This window comes from Acinetobacter sp. CIP A162 (assembly GCF_000367905.1).
In the GTDB taxonomy this organism is placed as follows: Bacteria; Pseudomonadota; Gammaproteobacteria; order Pseudomonadales; family Moraxellaceae; genus Acinetobacter; species Acinetobacter lwoffii.
Map to the genome: position 1 here is coordinate 381,355 of NZ_KB849157.1, position 17,498 is coordinate 398,852.

The 17,498-nt window shown below is 43.0% G+C and carries 20 protein-coding genes; 9 read left to right on the forward strand and 11 right to left on the reverse strand.

What is annotated here, in order from left to right:
* Positions 1 to 6 precede the first annotated feature (6 nt).
* On the forward strand, positions 7 to 2,877 hold the full coding sequence (locus F995_RS02155; RefSeq protein WP_004645119.1) for an Ig-like domain-containing protein: 2,871 nt from the start codon (positions 7 to 9) through the stop codon (positions 2,875 to 2,877).
* A gap of 164 nt (positions 2,878 to 3,041) precedes the next feature.
* Here the strand turns inward: F995_RS02155 and F995_RS02160 are convergent, their stop codons facing one another.
* Together F995_RS02160 and F995_RS02165 are read right to left on the reverse strand one after the other, a co-directional pair.
* Complete coding sequence (locus F995_RS02160) at positions 3,042 to 3,464, reverse strand: protein tyrosine phosphatase family protein (RefSeq protein ID WP_004645120.1); 423 nt, start codon at positions 3,462 to 3,464, stop codon at positions 3,042 to 3,044.
* On the reverse strand, positions 3,457 to 3,792 hold the full coding sequence (locus F995_RS02165; RefSeq protein WP_004281596.1) for a protein tyrosine phosphatase family protein: 336 nt from the start codon (positions 3,790 to 3,792) through the stop codon (positions 3,457 to 3,459). The genes F995_RS02160 and F995_RS02165 overlap by 8 nt, the downstream gene beginning before the upstream one ends.
* 125 nt (positions 3,793 to 3,917) lie before the next feature.
* Here F995_RS02165 and F995_RS02170 point away from each other — a divergent pair, with 125 nt between their 5' ends.
* The 3 genes from F995_RS02170 to F995_RS02180 are packed head-to-tail and all read left to right on the forward strand — an operon-like array spanning position 3,918 to position 5,695.
* On the forward strand, positions 3,918 to 4,814 hold the full coding sequence (locus tag F995_RS02170) for an alpha/beta hydrolase (protein WP_004645122.1): 897 nt from the start codon (positions 3,918 to 3,920) through the stop codon (positions 4,812 to 4,814).
* Positions 4,815 to 5,246: a thioredoxin TrxC gene (gene trxC, locus F995_RS02175; protein WP_004645123.1), complete on the forward strand. Its 432-nt coding sequence runs from the start codon at positions 4,815 to 4,817 to the stop codon at positions 5,244 to 5,246.
* A gap of 8 nt (positions 5,247 to 5,254) precedes the next feature.
* Entirely contained in the window at positions 5,255 to 5,695 is a 441-nt protein-coding gene (locus F995_RS02180; protein WP_370940778.1) for an acyl-CoA thioesterase, read from the forward strand.
* Between the two features lie 59 nt (positions 5,696 to 5,754).
* Here the strand turns inward: F995_RS02180 and F995_RS02185 are convergent, their stop codons facing one another.
* Both F995_RS02185 and F995_RS02190 read right to left on the reverse strand, forming a co-directional pair.
* Positions 5,755 to 6,258, reverse strand: coding sequence for a DUF4442 domain-containing protein (locus tag F995_RS02185; protein ID WP_004645125.1), 504 nt, complete (start codon positions 6,256 to 6,258; stop codon positions 5,755 to 5,757).
* Between the two features lie 25 nt (positions 6,259 to 6,283).
* Positions 6,284 to 6,772, reverse strand: coding sequence for a YajQ family cyclic di-GMP-binding protein (locus F995_RS02190; protein WP_004281601.1), 489 nt, complete (start codon positions 6,770 to 6,772; stop codon positions 6,284 to 6,286).
* Positions 6,773 to 6,863: 91 nt separating this feature from the next.
* On the opposite strand from F995_RS02190, the gene F995_RS02195 reads away from it, so the two are divergent.
* Positions 6,864 to 7,178: a rhodanese-like domain-containing protein gene (locus tag F995_RS02195; protein WP_004645126.1), complete on the forward strand. Its 315-nt coding sequence runs from the start codon at positions 6,864 to 6,866 to the stop codon at positions 7,176 to 7,178.
* Between the two features lie 130 nt (positions 7,179 to 7,308).
* Here F995_RS02195 and mnmC read toward each other — a convergent pair whose 3' ends face one another.
* From mnmC to F995_RS02215, 4 genes are read right to left on the reverse strand one after another with little or no spacing between them, the layout of a single operon-like run.
* Complete coding sequence (gene mnmC, locus F995_RS02200; RefSeq protein ID WP_004645127.1) at positions 7,309 to 9,207, reverse strand: bifunctional tRNA (5-methylaminomethyl-2-thiouridine)(34)-methyltransferase MnmC2/FAD-dependent 5-carboxymethylaminomethyl-2-thiouridine(34) oxidoreductase MnmC1; 1,899 nt, start codon at positions 9,205 to 9,207, stop codon at positions 7,309 to 7,311.
* A 39-nt stretch (positions 9,208 to 9,246) separates the two neighbouring features.
* Positions 9,247 to 9,756, reverse strand: coding sequence for an SH3 domain-containing protein (locus F995_RS02205; RefSeq protein ID WP_004645131.1), 510 nt, complete (start codon positions 9,754 to 9,756; stop codon positions 9,247 to 9,249).
* A 5-nt stretch (positions 9,757 to 9,761) separates the two neighbouring features.
* Positions 9,762 to 10,064 (reverse strand): YciI family protein, encoded by a 303-nt coding sequence (locus F995_RS02210; protein ID WP_004281605.1) that lies wholly within the window; start codon positions 10,062 to 10,064, stop codon positions 9,762 to 9,764.
* Positions 10,065 to 10,092: 28 nt separating this feature from the next.
* Positions 10,093 to 10,704, reverse strand: a complete 612-nt coding sequence (locus F995_RS02215; protein WP_004645132.1) for a septation protein IspZ — start codon at positions 10,702 to 10,704, stop codon at positions 10,093 to 10,095.
* A gap of 44 nt (positions 10,705 to 10,748) precedes the next feature.
* Between F995_RS02215 and F995_RS02220 the strand changes: the two genes are divergently transcribed.
* A complete protein-coding gene (locus tag F995_RS02220; RefSeq protein ID WP_004645133.1) occupies positions 10,749 to 11,600 on the forward strand; it encodes a PHP domain-containing protein in 852 nt (283 codons plus the stop codon).
* An 84-nt stretch (positions 11,601 to 11,684) separates the two neighbouring features.
* Here F995_RS02220 and F995_RS02225 read toward each other — a convergent pair whose 3' ends face one another.
* Together F995_RS02225 and radC are read right to left on the reverse strand one after the other, a co-directional pair.
* Positions 11,685 to 12,596 (reverse strand): bestrophin family protein, encoded by a 912-nt coding sequence (locus F995_RS02225; RefSeq protein WP_004281608.1) that lies wholly within the window; start codon positions 12,594 to 12,596, stop codon positions 11,685 to 11,687.
* A 64-nt stretch (positions 12,597 to 12,660) separates the two neighbouring features.
* On the reverse strand, positions 12,661 to 13,362 hold the full coding sequence (gene radC, locus F995_RS02230; protein ID WP_004645135.1) for a RadC family protein: 702 nt from the start codon (positions 13,360 to 13,362) through the stop codon (positions 12,661 to 12,663).
* A 113-nt stretch (positions 13,363 to 13,475) separates the two neighbouring features.
* Here radC and coaBC point away from each other — a divergent pair, with 113 nt between their 5' ends.
* Entirely contained in the window at positions 13,476 to 14,750 is a 1,275-nt protein-coding gene (gene coaBC, locus F995_RS02235) for a bifunctional phosphopantothenoylcysteine decarboxylase/phosphopantothenate--cysteine ligase CoaBC (protein ID WP_004645136.1), read from the forward strand.
* 229 nt (positions 14,751 to 14,979) lie between these two features.
* Positions 14,980 to 15,492, forward strand: coding sequence for a hypothetical protein (locus F995_RS02240; RefSeq protein ID WP_004281611.1), 513 nt, complete (start codon positions 14,980 to 14,982; stop codon positions 15,490 to 15,492).
* Between the two features lie 50 nt (positions 15,493 to 15,542).
* Here the strand turns inward: F995_RS02240 and dusA are convergent, their stop codons facing one another.
* The gene (gene dusA / locus F995_RS02245; RefSeq protein ID WP_004645137.1) at positions 15,543 to 16,568 is read right to left on the reverse strand and encodes a tRNA dihydrouridine(20/20a) synthase DusA; all 1,026 of its coding nucleotides are present in this window, start codon (positions 16,566 to 16,568) and stop codon (positions 15,543 to 15,545) included.
* 274 nt (positions 16,569 to 16,842) lie between these two features.
* Between dusA and F995_RS02250 the strand changes: the two genes are divergently transcribed.
* Positions 16,843 to 17,487 carry a hypothetical protein gene (locus F995_RS02250; RefSeq protein WP_004645138.1) on the forward strand — a complete coding sequence of 215 codons (645 nt, stop codon included), beginning with the start codon at positions 16,843 to 16,845 and terminating at the stop codon, positions 17,485 to 17,487.
* The last annotated feature ends 11 nt before the right edge of the window (positions 17,488 to 17,498 follow it).

Here is a 17,498-nt window from a genome sequence, read left to right on the forward strand (position 1 = left end):
AGGTTTGTGCAACAAAGCCCAACTGATCCTGAAGCGAACAGTAAAGTCGCTCAATTAATGATTGATCCTATTACTAATGCATTTAGTTACGTTCAAAATCAAAATATTGTTATAAGAGCAAAAGCATTAGATGATAAAGGAAACCCACTCGTTAATGCACGTGTAAATATTGAATCATCCTTATCTAGTACAGATATGAAAGCTTTGCAATTAAGCCTTGTGAGTCAGGCTGAACAAGTTACAGATGCAGAAGGCTATGCGACATTTATATATAGTTATAAATATGATGGAACATCTACACAAGCTAATTTAGCGAAAGCAGGCGTAGAATTTACTATTCGTTCTGCTATTACTAATAAGGTAGATAATATTGCTATTAAATTTGCTACCTTACCAAAAGTGTTGGATTATTTTAATGTAAGTTTATCTCAATATGCCCTGGCTCTTGAGGGTGGGGAAAAAGTAATTAGTATCACAGTAGATGCTAAAGATATTAATGGGGATATTTTAGCTGGACAGCAGGTTTCAATTGGTTTAAATGATGCTGCATTACCAAATGGTATAAAGTTATTAACTCCAAGCTCACTTATTACTGATAATGCAGGTAAAGCTGTATTCCAAATAAGTATTGATCCAAAAACAGCTGAACAAATTGCAAATTTAGATGCAAATGATTTAACAATTGCAATTCTCGGTAAGCGCCCTGATGGTTCATCATATTCAGCAGTTCAAAAAGTTGAACTTTCGAAACCGGTTGAAGTATTACCAGACTTAGCTAATCTTCTGTTTACTACAATAGATGATAAACCATTAGATACAATTTCTGTACTTGGTGGTGAAACACGAGTTAAAGTTAAAGCAGTCGATGAAAATGGAAAACCAATTCCTAATACACCAATTGCAATTGCTTTATCTAGCCTTACCTCTAGCCGTGTTTCGCTAAGTAACTTGCCTACGCAAACGAATAGTCAGGGGGAAGCCGAGTTTACGGTAACGGTATCTGAGGGCGTTTATGATGCTAGTTTGATCAAAAATGGTATTGTCTTTGCCGTAGTTGGTACGAACTTAAATAATGGCGATCGTTTACAGCAAACAAGTGTAATTAGTATCACCGCTCCAGCAAATGCTTTAAATCCGCGTTTAACATCAGATGTAAAAACAGTGACAGCTGGGCAAACAGTTAAAGTGTATGCAGCTGTTAAAGATGAAATGGGGATTAATACTGCAGCTGGTACACCAATGCGATTGACTCTGAATCCAAAAGCTATTGCTGCAGGTGTTAAACTGAGTGCTGACGGAGTGGTAATACAAGGAAATGGTTCAGTGCCAATTGACTTAATTATTCCACAAGGTATTACATCTGCTGCTTTAGAATCTATTGTAGTAACAGGAACTATCCGTGATCCACGCAGTAATGAAATTCAGACGAAGCTAAATTTTGCTGTTCAAGATATTAGTAATCCTTATCACTTAACTATTGATAGTAGTCGTGTGTCATTAAGTTCAGCAGGTGATAGTGCATTTGTGACGGTTAAACTTCTTGATAAGAATCAAGGCGGTGTTGCGAATGAAAAAGTTAGCTTAGCTATTGCTGATCCGCGAAATGCGACTAGTATTAAAGGGGCTTCACAGCTCATTACTAATCAATTTGGTGAAGCTGTATTTGAAGTATCGATGAAATCACTACAAGGTACATTAGTATTACCAGTTCTACCAATCGAATTAACGGCAACCCATACCACCGCAACAGGTGCTTCAGTAAGTCTACCTGGCAGTATTCAAGTGCACTCACCAACAGTTTTAGCGCCAGAATTGGACTTAAAAATTAAAGTATCTAAAGATAAGTTAAATGTCCGTGGTGATTCTTTCGAAGTATCAGTATTGGTAGTAGACTTAGATGGTTCAAGTCAAGCTGGTAAAGCAGTTACATTAACAATTCCTCAATATAATCAAAATGGTGCATATATTCATGGCGCATCTACTATTGAAAGTGATGAGAATGGTTGGGCAAAATTTTCAATTGTAATTGATGAAAGTTTACGTAATCCAACCTATGACTTCGTTGCTGCTGATTTACGTGTAGAAGCTGTAGTTAAAGATACGCAGAATACAGAGCGACGTGTACCGCATGTGATTGATGTGGTAAATTCCGAAGTGCCAGTAACGATTGGTTCTATTGCGGTTAATTTTAATCCAACAGAGCTTACATCAACAGGTAACGGTATTTATTATCAAAAAGAAGGCTCTGTTCAGCTGGTTGATGTTGATGGGAAGCCAGTGGCAAATCAGGATGTGGTTTTAGATATTCGTCCAACTTCTTATGTTTTAGGTGAATGGAAATATGAAATTCAGAAAGATGCATGGAAAATAGTTGAGCAACCTGGTGTCGATGTGGATGGCAATCCTATTACCTTAAAAGTTAAAGAACTAGATGCGGTTTATCCATTTACGAATCTAAAAGGTTGGATTAAACCAGGTGATTATTATTATCCATTAGTAGGTACAATACCTGCACAAGTTCAAGATAAAAACTCAGCAACGACATGTACGGTGGATCCAACAACATCAACTTGGACAGCTAATGGTCAAGCATTACGTGTGGTTCGTTTCTTAGGTGGTACAGCAAATAATAGTACGACTCACCCATATACCGCGACCTATCGTACAGATAGTACTGGTAGGTTTGACTTCATCATTGAATATCCAAAAGCAAATGCTCATTGGATCGCAGTAGAAGTAGGAGCGAAAACTACACTTGCACAAACACCAACTAGAGGCTATACAACATTAACATTGCCAAGTTTAAGTAGTGATTATGCTGCTGATGGAAGTTATGCACCTAACCGCGTAAGTCCATATACAACATGTGTCAACTAATAATCTAATCTGACGAAAAAACAGCGCTTCGGCGCTGTTTTTTTATGGGAACTAAAATTTAAAAAAACTAAATTGATGTTCCCACACTCACACCCACAGTCGGCTTTAGATTCATCGAGCTACAGCCTGTAAAAGCCAAACTACAACATAAAATAATCAATAACTTACTCATGAATCAATCCTTGAGATTTAGCCTGATTAAACAAGGCCGCTGAACGTGTGCCGCTTCGGCAAACCATCAAAATCGGTTTAGGCAGCTCATTATAATATCGAGCAAATTCTTCAATATTCGCCTGAGAAAGTTGGCCACTCATTACAGGCTGATAAATCACACTCACTTGAGATTTCTCTGCAATGGAGCGTAATTGACTCACCGTGACACTATTACCAGTTTCCTGATCAGGACGATTTACAATCACAGATTTGAAACCTTGCTGAATCAATTGCTGAAACTTGCTTGGTGTCATTTGCCCCGTAACACTCACCGTAGAGGTCAGCGCACGGCTAAGATCATTTGCAGCAAAAACAGGTGTAATACAGCTAAAATAGGTTGCCAGTACCACACCTTTCCAAAACGACTTAATCATCCAGCAGGTCCATCTGTTTTGCCAGTTGATATAAGTTATTCGAGCGGTTTCCAGTACGACAGAACATCAAGATCGGTTTTGGCAACTCATTATAATGATTGGCAAAAGTGCGTACATCAAGCTCAGTAATCTGACCGGCTACTACTGGCTGGAATACATAATCCAGACCGGCATTACGTGCAGCTTCCTCGATTTGTGCACTGGTTGGCTGCTCGGAACCACCTTCCATGTCCGGACGGTTGTTGATAATCGATTTAAAACCTTTCTCAACCACTTGAGTTACGTGTTCAGGACCAATTTGACCAGCAAAACCTACATTTTCGCTCATGACGCCACTCCATCATTTCATTTATATCGATATGCTTTATGATAGCATTAAGCTGAAAACATGCTGAACCTGTTCTGAAATTTTTATAAATGATGATAACCATAAGATAACGCAATGGAGCGCGTATGCAGGCTTATACAGTTGAACCACTGTATGTCAAAAGCGGTCAGGAAGTGATTGCTGCAGATTTTTATCGGCCTAAAAATATAGAAAAACCGGCCGTAATCCTGATGGCTCATGGTCTGGCTGCCTTACGTCAATTTAAACTGGTGCAATATGCCCAGCGTTTTGCCAGTGCCGGCTATGCGGTGGTTTTATTTGACTATCGCTATTGGGGCGGCAGCACTGGGCGTCCACGTGAACTGGTGTCGATCAATGCCCAGCTCGATGACTGGCGAACCATGATCAGACATATTCAGGAACGCAAATCGATTGACAGTAAACGGATCGTGCTCTGGGGTACGGCCTTAAGTGGTGGGCATGTATTGACACTTGCAGCAGAGCTGAAAAATATTCAGGCGGCGATGGTACAGGTGCCTTTTGTCGATGGGGCTGAAAGTGCCCAACTATATCCTTTACAGCAACTCCCCAAGGCGCTTAAAGTTTCCAGTCAGGATTATATGGGGGCCAAGGTTGGTATGGCACCAAAAACCTTACCTGTAGTTGATCCGCATGAGCTATGTTTTATGCCGACACAGGACAGTTATGAAGGTTATCTGTCGATTGTCAATCCGGATTATTACTGGAGTGGTCATATTCCTGCACGGGCATTCTTTAAACTGATGCGCTATCGACCGATTCAGGAAGTCAGAAAGATTAACATTCCAGTCCTGTTTATTGCGGCAAAACTGGATAGTCTGATTCCCATTGAATCCAGTCGTGAAGCTGCGACCAATATTGCACCATTTGTGCAATATCATGAGTGGAATATCCGGCATTTTGATATTTATCATGGGGAATGGTTTGAAAAAGCAGTTTCGACCCAATTAGAATTCTTACATCAACATATTGGAGTGCGCTAGATGATTATTGTATGTCCGGAATGTCTGGCCAAAAACCGTGTCCCTGAAGATAAACTCACTGCCAACCCTGCTTGTGGTCAATGTCATCAAGCCCTGATTCCACTGGTACCAATTGAGCTGAATGAACAGAATTTCAGTCAATTTGTCACGCATAGTGATTTACCGATTCTGATTGATCTGTGGGCAGACTGGTGTGGGCCTTGTAAAATGATGGCACCGCATTTTGCGACTGTTGCGAAGCAATATCCAAATGTAGTTTTTGCCAAAATTGATACCGAAGCCAATCCGCGTTTAAGTTCGGCATTTCATGTTCGCAGTATTCCGACGCTGGTGTTAATGAATAAAAGTAACGAAATTGCTAGAATGAGCGGTGCATTACGGTCAAGCGAGCTGCAAAAATGGCTTGATCAGCAGTTAAATACCCAACCCTAATTCTTCAAATGCCCGGAGTGAATGTGTCAGATTCTCAAGTAAGACCAGAGGGGATCCTTTCCCTACAGACGATCGCAATGCCTGCAGATACCAACTGGAGTGGTGATGTCTTTGGTGGCTGGATCGTTTCACAAATGGACTTGGCAGGCGCGATTCACGCAGAACGATTTTCAAAGGGACGCTGTGCCACGATTTCGATTAACCAGATGACTTTTCTGGTGCCGGTGAAAGTCGGGGACGTGATTAGTTGTTATACCAAAATTTTAAAAGTGGGCAAGACCTCTATCCAGATGGAAATCGAGGTTTGGGATAGTCATGATGATTCACGTCCACCAATTCGAGTGACTGAAGGTGTATTTACCTTTGTTGCAGTGGATGTCAAAGGCAACAAACGTCTGATTCCAGAAGAAGCGAAACAGAAGCTTTTAGAATCGCAATCAGCACAATGATGACTTGAAATAAAAAATCCCAGATTTGATCTCTGGGATTTTTTTGTCTAAAGAAGAAATTATGATTTCTTGAGTTGGCTCTTGGCAATCCAGGCCCAGAGCATTTCACATTGAATCGGAGCTTCACCTGATTCATCCGTGACGGTGACCTGAACCAGGGTTTCACCTTTATCCGAGTTTTGCATCAGGGCTTGCTGCTCCGACGTGAGCGTAGCAACAGCAGTCATGGCACCGCGTGTCGGGCGCTTAAAATCAACCTTTAAGCTTTTGATCAGTACAATTGCTGTATCCGGAACATTCATTGCCGTCACAAAGCCGGTCGCTGTTTCTGCCAGCAGGGCCATTGCACATGCATGGATTTGTCCGATATGGTTCTGCATGGCTTTATGATTGGCCATACTTACTACCACTTTGGACGCACTCATTTCCTCATAACGAATCTTGGCAGAGCCGACCATCGGGACCACCCGGCCAAAAGTTTTACTTAACAAAGCAGTACGAATGCCTTGCGGTAATCGTGCAGTGGCTTTGACTAATCTGGCTAATCGGTTGTTCTTTGCCATAATTCCTTCTACAGACGTTGCTGTCTTAATCTTTAAAGTTATTGAACTGTAAAGGCAAACCAAATTGCTGTTCTTTCAAGAATGCCATTACTTGCTGCAAGGTATCGCGCTTCTTGTCGGTTACACGAATCTTGTCACCCTGAATAGAAGATTGCGCCTTAATCCCACTTTCTTTAATGGCTTTATTAATTTTTTTTGCGGTATCTGAGTCAAGTCCATCTTTAAGCTTGATCACTTGAATCACATTTTTGCCAGAAGCCGTCATTTTTTGTGGATCAAGCGCTTGAATATCGACTTTGCGTTTAAAGAAATGACTTTCCAGCATGCTATAGACTTGTTCACACTGGAAATCGCTTTCAGTCGAGATTTTGATTTCCTTGTTTTTTTCATTCAGTTCAATAGAAACGTCCTGACCACGGAAATCAAAGCGGGTCGCGATTTCTTTTTGGGTGTTTTGAACTGCATGATTTACTTCAAAAATTTCTAATTCAGAAACAATATCGAAAGAAGGCATAGTTTAGACCTTTACAAAGGGAAAGAATATCTGAGATGCTAGGGATGTTTTCTTCATTTGCCAAGTGTTGTTTACATCAAAGGAGTGCGCAATGATCCGTAAACAAGAAATTACAACATTTGAGTTCCCAGAAAATGCAATTATCTGGGATGTACGCGATTCAAGTGCTTTTGCTGAAGCACACGTGAAAGGGGCGGTGAATCAGCCTATTAACGATCTTTCAGCAGAGAGCCTAACTCAGGTGTCAGCGGATCAACCCATTTACATCTTGTGTGGTGGGGGCAGTAAAGCTCCACGTGCTGCTGAAAAGCTAGAGGGTTTTGACAGCTCACGTGAATATGTCATTCTGATGGGTGGTACTCGTGCTGCCCGTGATGCAGGCTTACCGCTTGAACAGAATGCATAAAGCCTTCTGTTAATAAAAAAAAAGCGCCGCAAGGCGCTTTTTTAATGGGTGAGATTTAATGCCTCCCAATCTCCCTTTTCTAAAGGGTGAGAAGCATTGCTTCGCAAGGGGGATTCATTCAAAATGGTCATTAAATTTGTGGTCTAAAATAAGGCTTCTTGACTTTCACTTTCTTTTGAAAACGGGTCACACTGAGTTTTTTTACTAAACTGGATGGCACCGGACAGGCTTCGCCGAGAATCTGGGCTGCCAGAATTTCACTGCAGAGTGGCGCAAACAGAAAACCTTTGGAGCCTAGACCGGCAAAGCTGTAAATTTCCTCATCTGCTTTCATCTTGCCGAGCAGGGGGAAATAATCCTGACTTTGCGCCCGTACCGATGCACGACCTTGCCAGGTATCGGTAGAAGCTAATGATTGTGCATATTCTGGGAAGACACTATGGATCAGTTCGTAGTTATGCACATGGTCTTTTGCTAACACCTCGGTATCATCCCGGCCTGGATAGAAAGAAGCACCCAGAATCAGATGCTCAGCGTCCAGTTGCATACAATAACCGCCATAGCTATAAGCCGTATTCTGACTTAAGGGCTGATTTTGATTATTAACCCAACTGACCTGTCCACGAATCGGTTTCAGAGCTGGATAATCTGCAAAAAATTGTGTTGTTTCTCGTGCAGTACAGACAATGACATGATCGAATTCGCCTAGATCCTGTTCATCTGAAAATAGCTGAGGTTTTGTAGCAGCTTCAATATGGCTAATTTTGGTCTGTTGATATTGAATATGAGGATGCAGCAAAATCTCCTCACGCAGTTGATGAGGTGAAACTGCACCAGCTTCTAATAGTTTTAAACTTGGAAATTCGGTTTGAACCTCTTGATCTTCTGTATCTTGTACAGCAAGAATTTCTTCAGGATATTCATCTGCTAATCCTAAAAGCTGTTCAGGATTTTTTAAGGCCAGTTGATTCACCTGAATCGGGCGGAAAGCTTTAAATTTTTGGTAATGATTTAAGGCATGTTGCCAGGCCAATGTCATCAGATGTTCAGCACTTTGCTCAACCGGACAGAGTTTGGGATTGAGCAAAGCCAGTGGATTGCCAGAACCTCCTGAGAGTGGCGCTGACTGGTCGTAAATCGTGACTTGATGACCACGTTGAGCGAATGCCCAGGCTGTACTTAAACCGGCGATTCCAGCGCCAATCACAGCGATTTGGCTAGGTCTGATATTGGTCTCTGTATCTCGCTCAGTTTTTTTTTGAGTGATTTCTTGTATTAATGAACTTTCAGTCTCTTCAGCCGGATTCCAGATCGCTTTCAGCATTTCACGCTTATGCTTAAAACCACGTGGACGGGAAATTGAAATCCCATGATTTTTTAAGCCACGTTTTAAAACGCCAGCAACACTGAAAGAGGCGAAAGTTGTCCCAATCTCGGATAAACGTACAATATTATTTAAAACATTTTCTTCCCACATGTCCGGATTGCAGGAAGGTGCAAAACCATCCAGAAACCAGGCGTTCACCGGCGCAGTTTTTTCTATCACCGGGAAAACATCATGTGCATCACCCAGCCATAGATCCAGACTGAATCGTTCTTCAGGAAAACTGAGACGATGACAGCCGGCAATTGGCATCGGATATTGAGAGATGAGGTGATCAGCTAAAGACTTGAGTTCTGGCCAGGCATTTAAGGCTCGAATCAGATCAGCTTTGGAAAGAGGAAATTTTTCAACTGAAATCGCATGCAGATGACTGTGATTGTCCGGACGCACCTGTTGCCAGAGCTGCCACAGGGCCAGAATATTTAAACCAGTACCAAAGCCCGTTTCACCGACACAGAAATATTCAAAAGGTTTTAAATCTGCCAAACGCGTACTGAGATCATTGCCATTTAAAAAGACATGCCGGGTTTCCAGCAAGCCATTGTCTTTGGAAAAATACACATCACCAAATTGCTTGGACACAGGCACATCAATGCCATCCACCAATTGCCAATCCAGATCGGCAGTTTGAATTGCATGCGACAAAACGGGTACAACCTTAAAGATATCGGGAAGGGCTATAGCTTACCATTGACGACGACGTTTGGTATAAACATAGCTCGCGATCAGGAAGCCGAGCAATACACCGACAGCCAGTGTTGCAGCGCCGTAGAGGAACATCTGCGCACTGCGTTCACTTTGCAGCACCTGTACCTGCACCCCAAGATTATCATTCTTGAGCTGTAATTCTTGATTTTGCGATAGTGCTTCCAGATTGGCTTTTTCCAGTTGCTGCAAACGGGTGGCCTGATCTTTGACCAAAGCTTTCACCTTGGCATCTTGCTGGGCTTTGAGCTTGGCGATTTCTTCTGCAGTTAATGGCTTATTCTCGGCAGGTGGCACCGGCTGGGCAGAAGATGCTACGGCAGGAATAATGGCAGGTTTCGGCGTAGACTGGGTTTGGGAAGTCACCGCTGTCCCTTGAGGTTGTGCTGTCTGATTTTCCTGAGTCACAGGAGCAGGCGCAACTTCGACTGCCCATACTGGAGAAATCATAAAACATAGGCCAATGATACTGGCAGTAACAACACGCATGAACCTTATCCTTGAGGGAATGCTTTATTGAATGGTTTAACATCGATGTGTTCGTACACACCTTCTTTTAAGAAAGGTTCATCCTGTAGCCATGTATCCAGCGCTTCACGACTGTCAAAGTCGACAATAATGGTACTGCCATAAAAACCGGCCTGTGGATTGGCTGGATCCTTAGGCATGGCACCTGCAACAATCAGGCGGCCTTCAGCATTTAACTGTTCCAGACGTGCAAGATGTTGTGGACGAATCGCGAGGCGTTTTTCAACTGTACCTTCCCGATCGGTACAGCTAACGACGAATAATGGCATGATGACTCTCAATCGTTTGTAGTTGGACTTATTCAGCGGTCTTAAAGTATTTGCGCAATACAATAAACTGAATAATGATAAAGGAAAACATCACGATCATGTCACCGAATGCGGTAAATTCACCCCAATATTTTCCATCCATCCACAAATAGGCGAAAAAGGTATGCAGAAATGACATCAGTACGAACATGGCAACCCAAGCATAGTTCAGCTTGAACCAGCCTTTTTCGCTTAGATTGAATACTGGACCAAATAACCGCTGGATCAGAGGCTTTTTATCCTTGCTAAACCAAGGGGATAATAAAAAGACCCCGGCAAAGACCAGATTCAGTAACACGGCTTTTAGACGGATATAAAAATCATCGCTGAGGATCAGGGTGATGCCACCAAAAATCACCGTCATAAACAAGACAATCCATTGCTGCTTGTCCAGACGGAATTTTTGCATGACAAATAACGCACCATAGACGACCAGCATGGAAATAATCAGACCTGTGGTTGCAACAAGAATATTATTATTGTCGACACCCCCCGCAGAACCGATCAATTGCAGCAATTGATGGTCAGTGTCTTTTGGATCTACAGTTTTATATAAATAAAAGAAAATAATGAGTGGCACAAAGTCTAAAAGTGCTTTCATGTTAGAGTATCTAAATCTGATCAAATAAATGTCATAGTATAGAGATGCACGGCGTAGATTTACATACACATAGTAATATTTCTGATGGAACTTTCAGTCCTCAGCAATTGGTCGAAGCGGCTGTGGAAAAACTCGTCCATACTTTGGCCCTGACGGACCATGACACCATGGACGGTTTGGCATTGGCTGAGGAAGCCGCTAAAAATCATGAGATTAAGATCATTTCTGGGGTGGAAATATCCAGCCAATGGTCACGCCCTGCCACCAAAAAAAACTATGGCGTGCATATCGTCGCGCTAAATATGCAAAATCCTGAGCCTTTACAAAAAGCCCTCAATCAGCAAAAGAAAATCCGGGCTGAACGCTCTAAACAGATTTGTGATCTGCTGGTTCCTTTAATTGGGGAGGATATTTATATTGATGTGCTCGCCAAAGTAGACAATATCTCTGATCGGGTGACACGGACGCATATTGCCAAAACGCTGGTAGAAAAGGGGATTGTGAACCGTGCACAACAGGCTTTTGATAAATATATTAAGGAAGGCAAGAAAGCCTATGTCAAATTTGATGGCTTGAGTCTTGAAGACACGATTCATGTGATTCATGAAAGTGGCGGCTTCGCCGTGCTGGCACATCCGACCAAATATGATTTATCTGCGACCAATATCCGCTACCTGATTGAAATCTTTGCCAAGTTCGGTGGAGATGCGGTGGAACTACCCCCGGCAATTGAGCCAAGTTCCACCCGGCAGATGGTGGATCGAATGATTGCTGAACATGATCTTAAAGTTTCGATTGGCAGTGATTTTCATGGCGATCATATGCCCTGGATTAAACTCGGTAATGTCCCGAGTCTTAAACCGGGGCAGGTCGGAATTTGGGAGAGTTTTGTTTAGTCATTCCTTTACCTCGATCTTTTTCATTTGAGAGAAGATTTTCCCTTCGCTACTAATAGCAAAGGGCGAGGAAAGAATTATAAATTATAGCAAATTATGATCTTTGGCCTGAATCGGTGGTGGCGTTGGTTTACCCAACGTTCCTAATAGTTCAATTTCAATGGTACGCACCATCGAGTCCAGAGGCAAGTCGTTGCTTTGAGTACCAAAAGGCTCTTCAATTTCCGAACTTAAAGCATCCAGTCCCAAAAAGGTATAGGCCAAAATTCCGACCAGCAAAGGCGTAAACAGACCAAGCGTTGAACCCAGACTAAAAGGCAAAATAAAACAGAAAAAATAGACGGTGCGGTTGAGCAAGACCGAATAGGCAAAAGGCAAAGGCGTTGTTGCAATCCGGTCACAACCGGTCTGGACAATACTTAGTTCTGCTACATGATTATTCATCTGCATATAGATGATGTCGGAGATTTCACCTTCTTTGAGCGCCTGCATTAACTCCCATTGAATCAGGCTTAAGGTATATTGCGGCGCATTGGCCTGCTGATAGAGTTGGGTCACAGCCTGCTGGCTCATGCCGCTGGTTTCCACCAGTTCCGTCGGATTGGCTGTCTGATGGCGTAGCCGGTCACGGAGGACATTGGCAAAGACAATCACATGCTGAATTACACGTTCACGGCGACCTTGGGACAGCATCCGGCAATCACGGTCAAAATGACGAGAATTGGCAATCAAAATGCCCCAAAGTTTGCGCGCTTCCCACCAGCGGTCATAACAGGCCGAGTTCTTAAATCCGAGAAAGATCGACAGTACCACTCCAATCAGGGTAAAGCCGACCAGGGGTAATTCTGGAAAATGAAAATAACCAATATGTGACAAGCCACCGATGATGGCTGACATCAGCATCACTACGCCTAAAGGTGGCAAAACTTTAGGTAAAATCGTCCCCCGCCAGGAAAACAGCAGTTTAAAAACAGTCGGCTGGTCACGTACGATCATTTATTGGAATCATCACAATTTTTTCATGATCTTGTTGAGTTGTGCCTGCTTTGTCAAGTGCTATTCAATACTGCATTTCCGGTTTGATGAGTTGCTGCTCAGCAAAGGAAAAACTGCCCTCCAAAGCGATAATGCAATGGTCAATCAGATGAATATCTACCAGCTGGCAGGCCTGCTGAATCTGGCGGGTTAACAACAGGTCGGCCTTGGATGGAGAGGGCCGACCCAGCGGATGATTATGCGCAATGACAATCGAGGTCGCCTGTTGGCTAATGGCATAACGTAGTAATTGATTAATAGAGATATCACATGCATTCACTGAGCCATAAAACAGTTTTTTAAAGGCAATTTTTCTTAAACTGGCATCCAGACACAGCACGGCAAATACCTCCTGAGTTTCACCGAGCAGTTCAAAACGTAAGTAATCTCTCAGCCGTTTGGAATTGGTGAGTTCTAGTGCATCCTGTTTCAGGTGCTCGGCTATGTAACGCCGTCCCAGTTCCTTGACGGCCATCAGTTGGGTATATTTACTGATGCCCATGCCATGAAACTGGCTGACTTCCTGTAAAGGTGCATCCAGTAGCGCAGTCAAATGACCAAAATGCTGAATCAGCAAACGCGCCAGATCAACTGCCGAATGTTGCTGAGAACCGGAACGTAGAAAAATGGCCAGTAGCTCGGCATCGGACAGACTTTCTGCGCCATATTGAATTAAGCGTTCTCGCGGCCGTTCTTGTTCCGGCCAGTTTTTAATAGAAAATTGCATAGTTATTAGACTTATTTATTATGAATTATCAGTTTTCCCGCAAGCTGATCTCTTGGGGATGCGATTATTTAATGCTATTGTGAGCCCCACTGCAACAGCAAGGTAATCTGTTCGTGAGCTTTGATCTAAGTGTAATTCCTCATAAAAATATCATTTTGGCCGTTACTGGCGGTATTGCTGCCTATAAAAGTGCAATTCTGGTTCGTCGTCTGAAAGATGCCGGATTTGATGTGCGGGTCGTCATGACTCACGGTGCACAGGCTTTTATTACACCTTTAACCTTTCAAGCCTTATCGGGCAATCCTGTACATACCGAATTGCTGGATACTGAAGCAGAAGCCGGCATGGGCCACATCGAGCTGGCACGTTGGGCAGATCTGTTGCTGGTAGCACCGGCCAGCTGTGACACCTTGGCAAAGTTTGCCGCAGGTCTGGCTGATGATCTCTTAAGTACTTTATATCTGGCAACAAAAGCACCCGTCTGGGTGGCACCCGCCATGAACCAGCAAATGTGGGCGGCGAAAGCAACGCAGCGTAATCTTGCGACACTGATCGAAGATGGTGTGCATGTGATCATGCCGGACGCAGGATCACAGGCTTGTGGTGATGTAGGTTTGGGCCGGATGCCTGAGCCGGAAGATTTAGCGCATCAGGTAACCGAATATTTCCATAAAGCCCAACGTGCGATTGCGGAAAAATTTGGCCTGCTTGCTGGTAAACAAGTCACGATTACCGCAGGCCCGACCCGCGAAGCGATTGATCCAGTGCGTTATATTTCCAATCACAGTACCGGAAAAATGGGCTTTGCATTGGCTGCCGCCTGTTATGCAGCAGGGGCAAATGTCACCTTGATTGCAGGGCCGGTCAGTCTGGATACCCCAAATGGCGTAAAACGTAAGAATGTTTCTTCTGCCGTACAAATGCTGAATGAAAGCATGCAGATGCTGGAAAATGGTTGCGATATCTTTATTGCGACAGCTGCAGTAGCCGATTACCGTGTGGCAGAAGTAGCCGAGCATAAAATCAAGAAAGCTGGTGATGAACTGAATGTAGCCTTGGTGAAAAATCCGGATATTGTCGCCACCATTGCCCAGCAGGAAAAACGTCCATTTATGGTCGGATTTGCTGCAGAAACCCGCAATATTGAAGAATATGCTGCCGGAAAGCTGGTCGCGAAAAAGCTGGATATGATTGCCTGCAATGATGTTTCACGTGCAGATATTGGTTTTGCTTCGGATGAAAATGCCATGACAGTATTCTTTGCCGAGCATTATCAGCTAGACAAACGTGATCTGGAAAAAGCCTCCAAGCAGGAGATTGCCCAGCAGTTGATCGAAGCTATTCATGATGCCCTGTATCGTGATCCATCCAGTGATGATGATTTTTAAAATGATCTGTATCGAAAAAACCCTGAATCCATCAGGGTTTTTTTATAGCTGATTTTTTATCATTAATTCAAAAAAACTATAGAAACCATAAATATTTAGTCTTAATCGAAGCGCTGTTTGTTTATTGTTTTTGCAAAAAAGCATAAAATGGGTCACAGAATAAGCAAAGATAAAAATACTGTATATATCGGCTATAAGCAGGAAGTGGAAAGAAAAAAGAGGGGGCGCTATGAAAAAAATCATGATGTTATGGATGGTCGCCTGTCTGGCTGGATGCAGTTATTTTGTCTCGATGGATGAACTGGCCAGAAATATTCAAACGCAGATGCAACGTGAATTTAATTCCAATCGAGATTATCAACACTATCGTTTTACCGTGAAAAAGGTCAAAATTGTCCAGCGTCAGGGGAATGAGTTTCAGGCCATTTCTCATCTGAATTATCAGGGTGAGGAATATCCCATTCATGTAAAAGTCTTTAAGGTAGATGGCGGGTATAGTTGGTCGATTGAAGATGATGCCTTTGCTTTTATTGATGAAATTGAAATTGAAAAATATCGTCAGCAACTGGATCGAGAATTACAGCAACTGGCCTCAGCCTTGGATGATCTGGAACCTGTAGATGAACCGAACCAGAATGTCTCCGGCTCTCTAATCACACCAGTGGCTGAACCTGCATTACAAGATGTTTCTTATCAGGAAGAGCCGATTCCGGTCGGCAATATCACGGCGTATACGCAATAACTCATGCGCAATCGCTATAAAAAAGCACCGATCATTGGTGCTTTTTGTGTTTAGGACTCAACTTGTTGATGTTCACGTACATAATCTTCGGTACGCTGCATCGCTTCCTGAATATTAAAAAGTGCAGTCTCTACATCTTTCAAGGTTTTGGCATTACCACCGCTTAAAGCCTGACGCCATTTACGTGCACCCGGCAAATTCTGGAACAGTCCTAAAATATGACGGGTAATAATGGATAAAGGTGCACCTTCGGCCATGCGCTGGGCAATATAAGGCAGCATCTGTTGCATAATGTCAAAACGGTCTGGTGCATCCAGATTCCATAACTGGCCCAGTTCAGCCAGTAAGTAAGGATTATGATAGGCTTCGCGGCCAATCATCACCCCATCCACATGTTTGAGATGTTCCAGCGTTTCGGCATAGGTTTTAATTCCGCCGTTGATCTCGATGAGCAGATCAGGACGATCCTGTTTTAAACGGTAGACATCTTCATAACGTAGGGGTGGCACGTCGCGGTTTTCTTTAGGTGATAGACCTTTTAATAAGGCAATCCGCGCATGCACGATAAAATTATTGCAGCCGGTTTTGGCCACGGTATCGACAAAATGCAGCATCTCTTCATAAGATTGCATATCATCAATTCCGATCCGGTGTTTTACGGTCACTGGAATATCCACCGCATGACGCATTTCAGCAATACATTCTGCGACTAGATCAGGCTCCGCCATCAGACAGGCACCAATTTTATTATTTTGTACCCGGTCACTTGGGCAACCTACATTTAAATTGACTTCGTTATAGCCCCAGTCCTGCGCCATCTTGGTACAGATTGCCAGATCTTTTGGATTCGAGCCGCCGAGTTGCAAAACGATTGGCTGCTCTTCCGCATTAAAGTCCAAATGACGTTTGGCATCACCATAAATGATCGCACCTGTGGTGACCATTTCAGTGTACATAATCACATTCGGGTTAAACATACGTGCAAAGAAACGATAATCTTTGGTGGTCCAATCCATCATCGGCGCAACACTGATTCGTGGTTGAAGTTTATTTTCAATGGTGGTCAGATCAGTCATTCAAAATCACGCCTTAACGAAATGGAAGAAAGAAGAAGCAATCCATGCGATCACTCAGCTATTGGTTCTTGGCTAAAACCGGATCGGCTGACGTCGCAAAAAGAGGGCGTAATACTAGCATAAAATCAGAAAAACCACTCGGCGAACTTAAACCAAGCCAATAAATCCAGGGAATGAAACAAGAAATAAAATTGGAATTCCCAGTCAGGTTGGAATGGTATATTTTGATAGGAGAAAGATGAAGATAAAAACGCTAGAAATAAGGAGAATAATCATGTTGTTATTGGAGGAAATTTATAAAAGCCATAAAGCACAAAATTCGGCACATTTTAATTTAAGAATTCATCGGGGCTTAGGCTGGTTTAAAAAATCGCTAGACCTGGATCAGGATCTGGATTTTAAGTTTATCAGCCTGTGGATCAGCTTTCAGGCGATTTATGCAGATGAGAGTGATCTAGTTCAAGATCAAAGCAAGCTACAGCAGTTTCTGGAAATGCTCTGCCAAAAGGATCTGGATCAGAAAATTAATCATATTCTCTGGGACAAATACCACCAGCCGATTCGCTCACTCTTGGCCAATCCCTATGTGGAACAAAGCTTTTGGGATTATCGCCATCAGAAAATTAGTCTGGAAAGCTGTCAAGCTGATCTGGAAACACAGAAAAAAAATATACAGCATGCTTTAAAAGAACGAAATTCTGTTGAAATTTTAGCTGGAATATTTCAGCGTTTATCTACCTTGCACCATCAGATAATGCAGGGTGGCGCCACGTATCACAGCTCGCTGAATTATAAATCATTAGAGGAAAGCTGCCGGATTCTGGCAGCCTTATTGCCGGTTTTTATCTGTATTTTATTGGAAAATTCACAAACTCTTGATCTGAATAAGCCTTATTATCCGGCGGCGCAAGTCAGCTAAATATAGTCAAA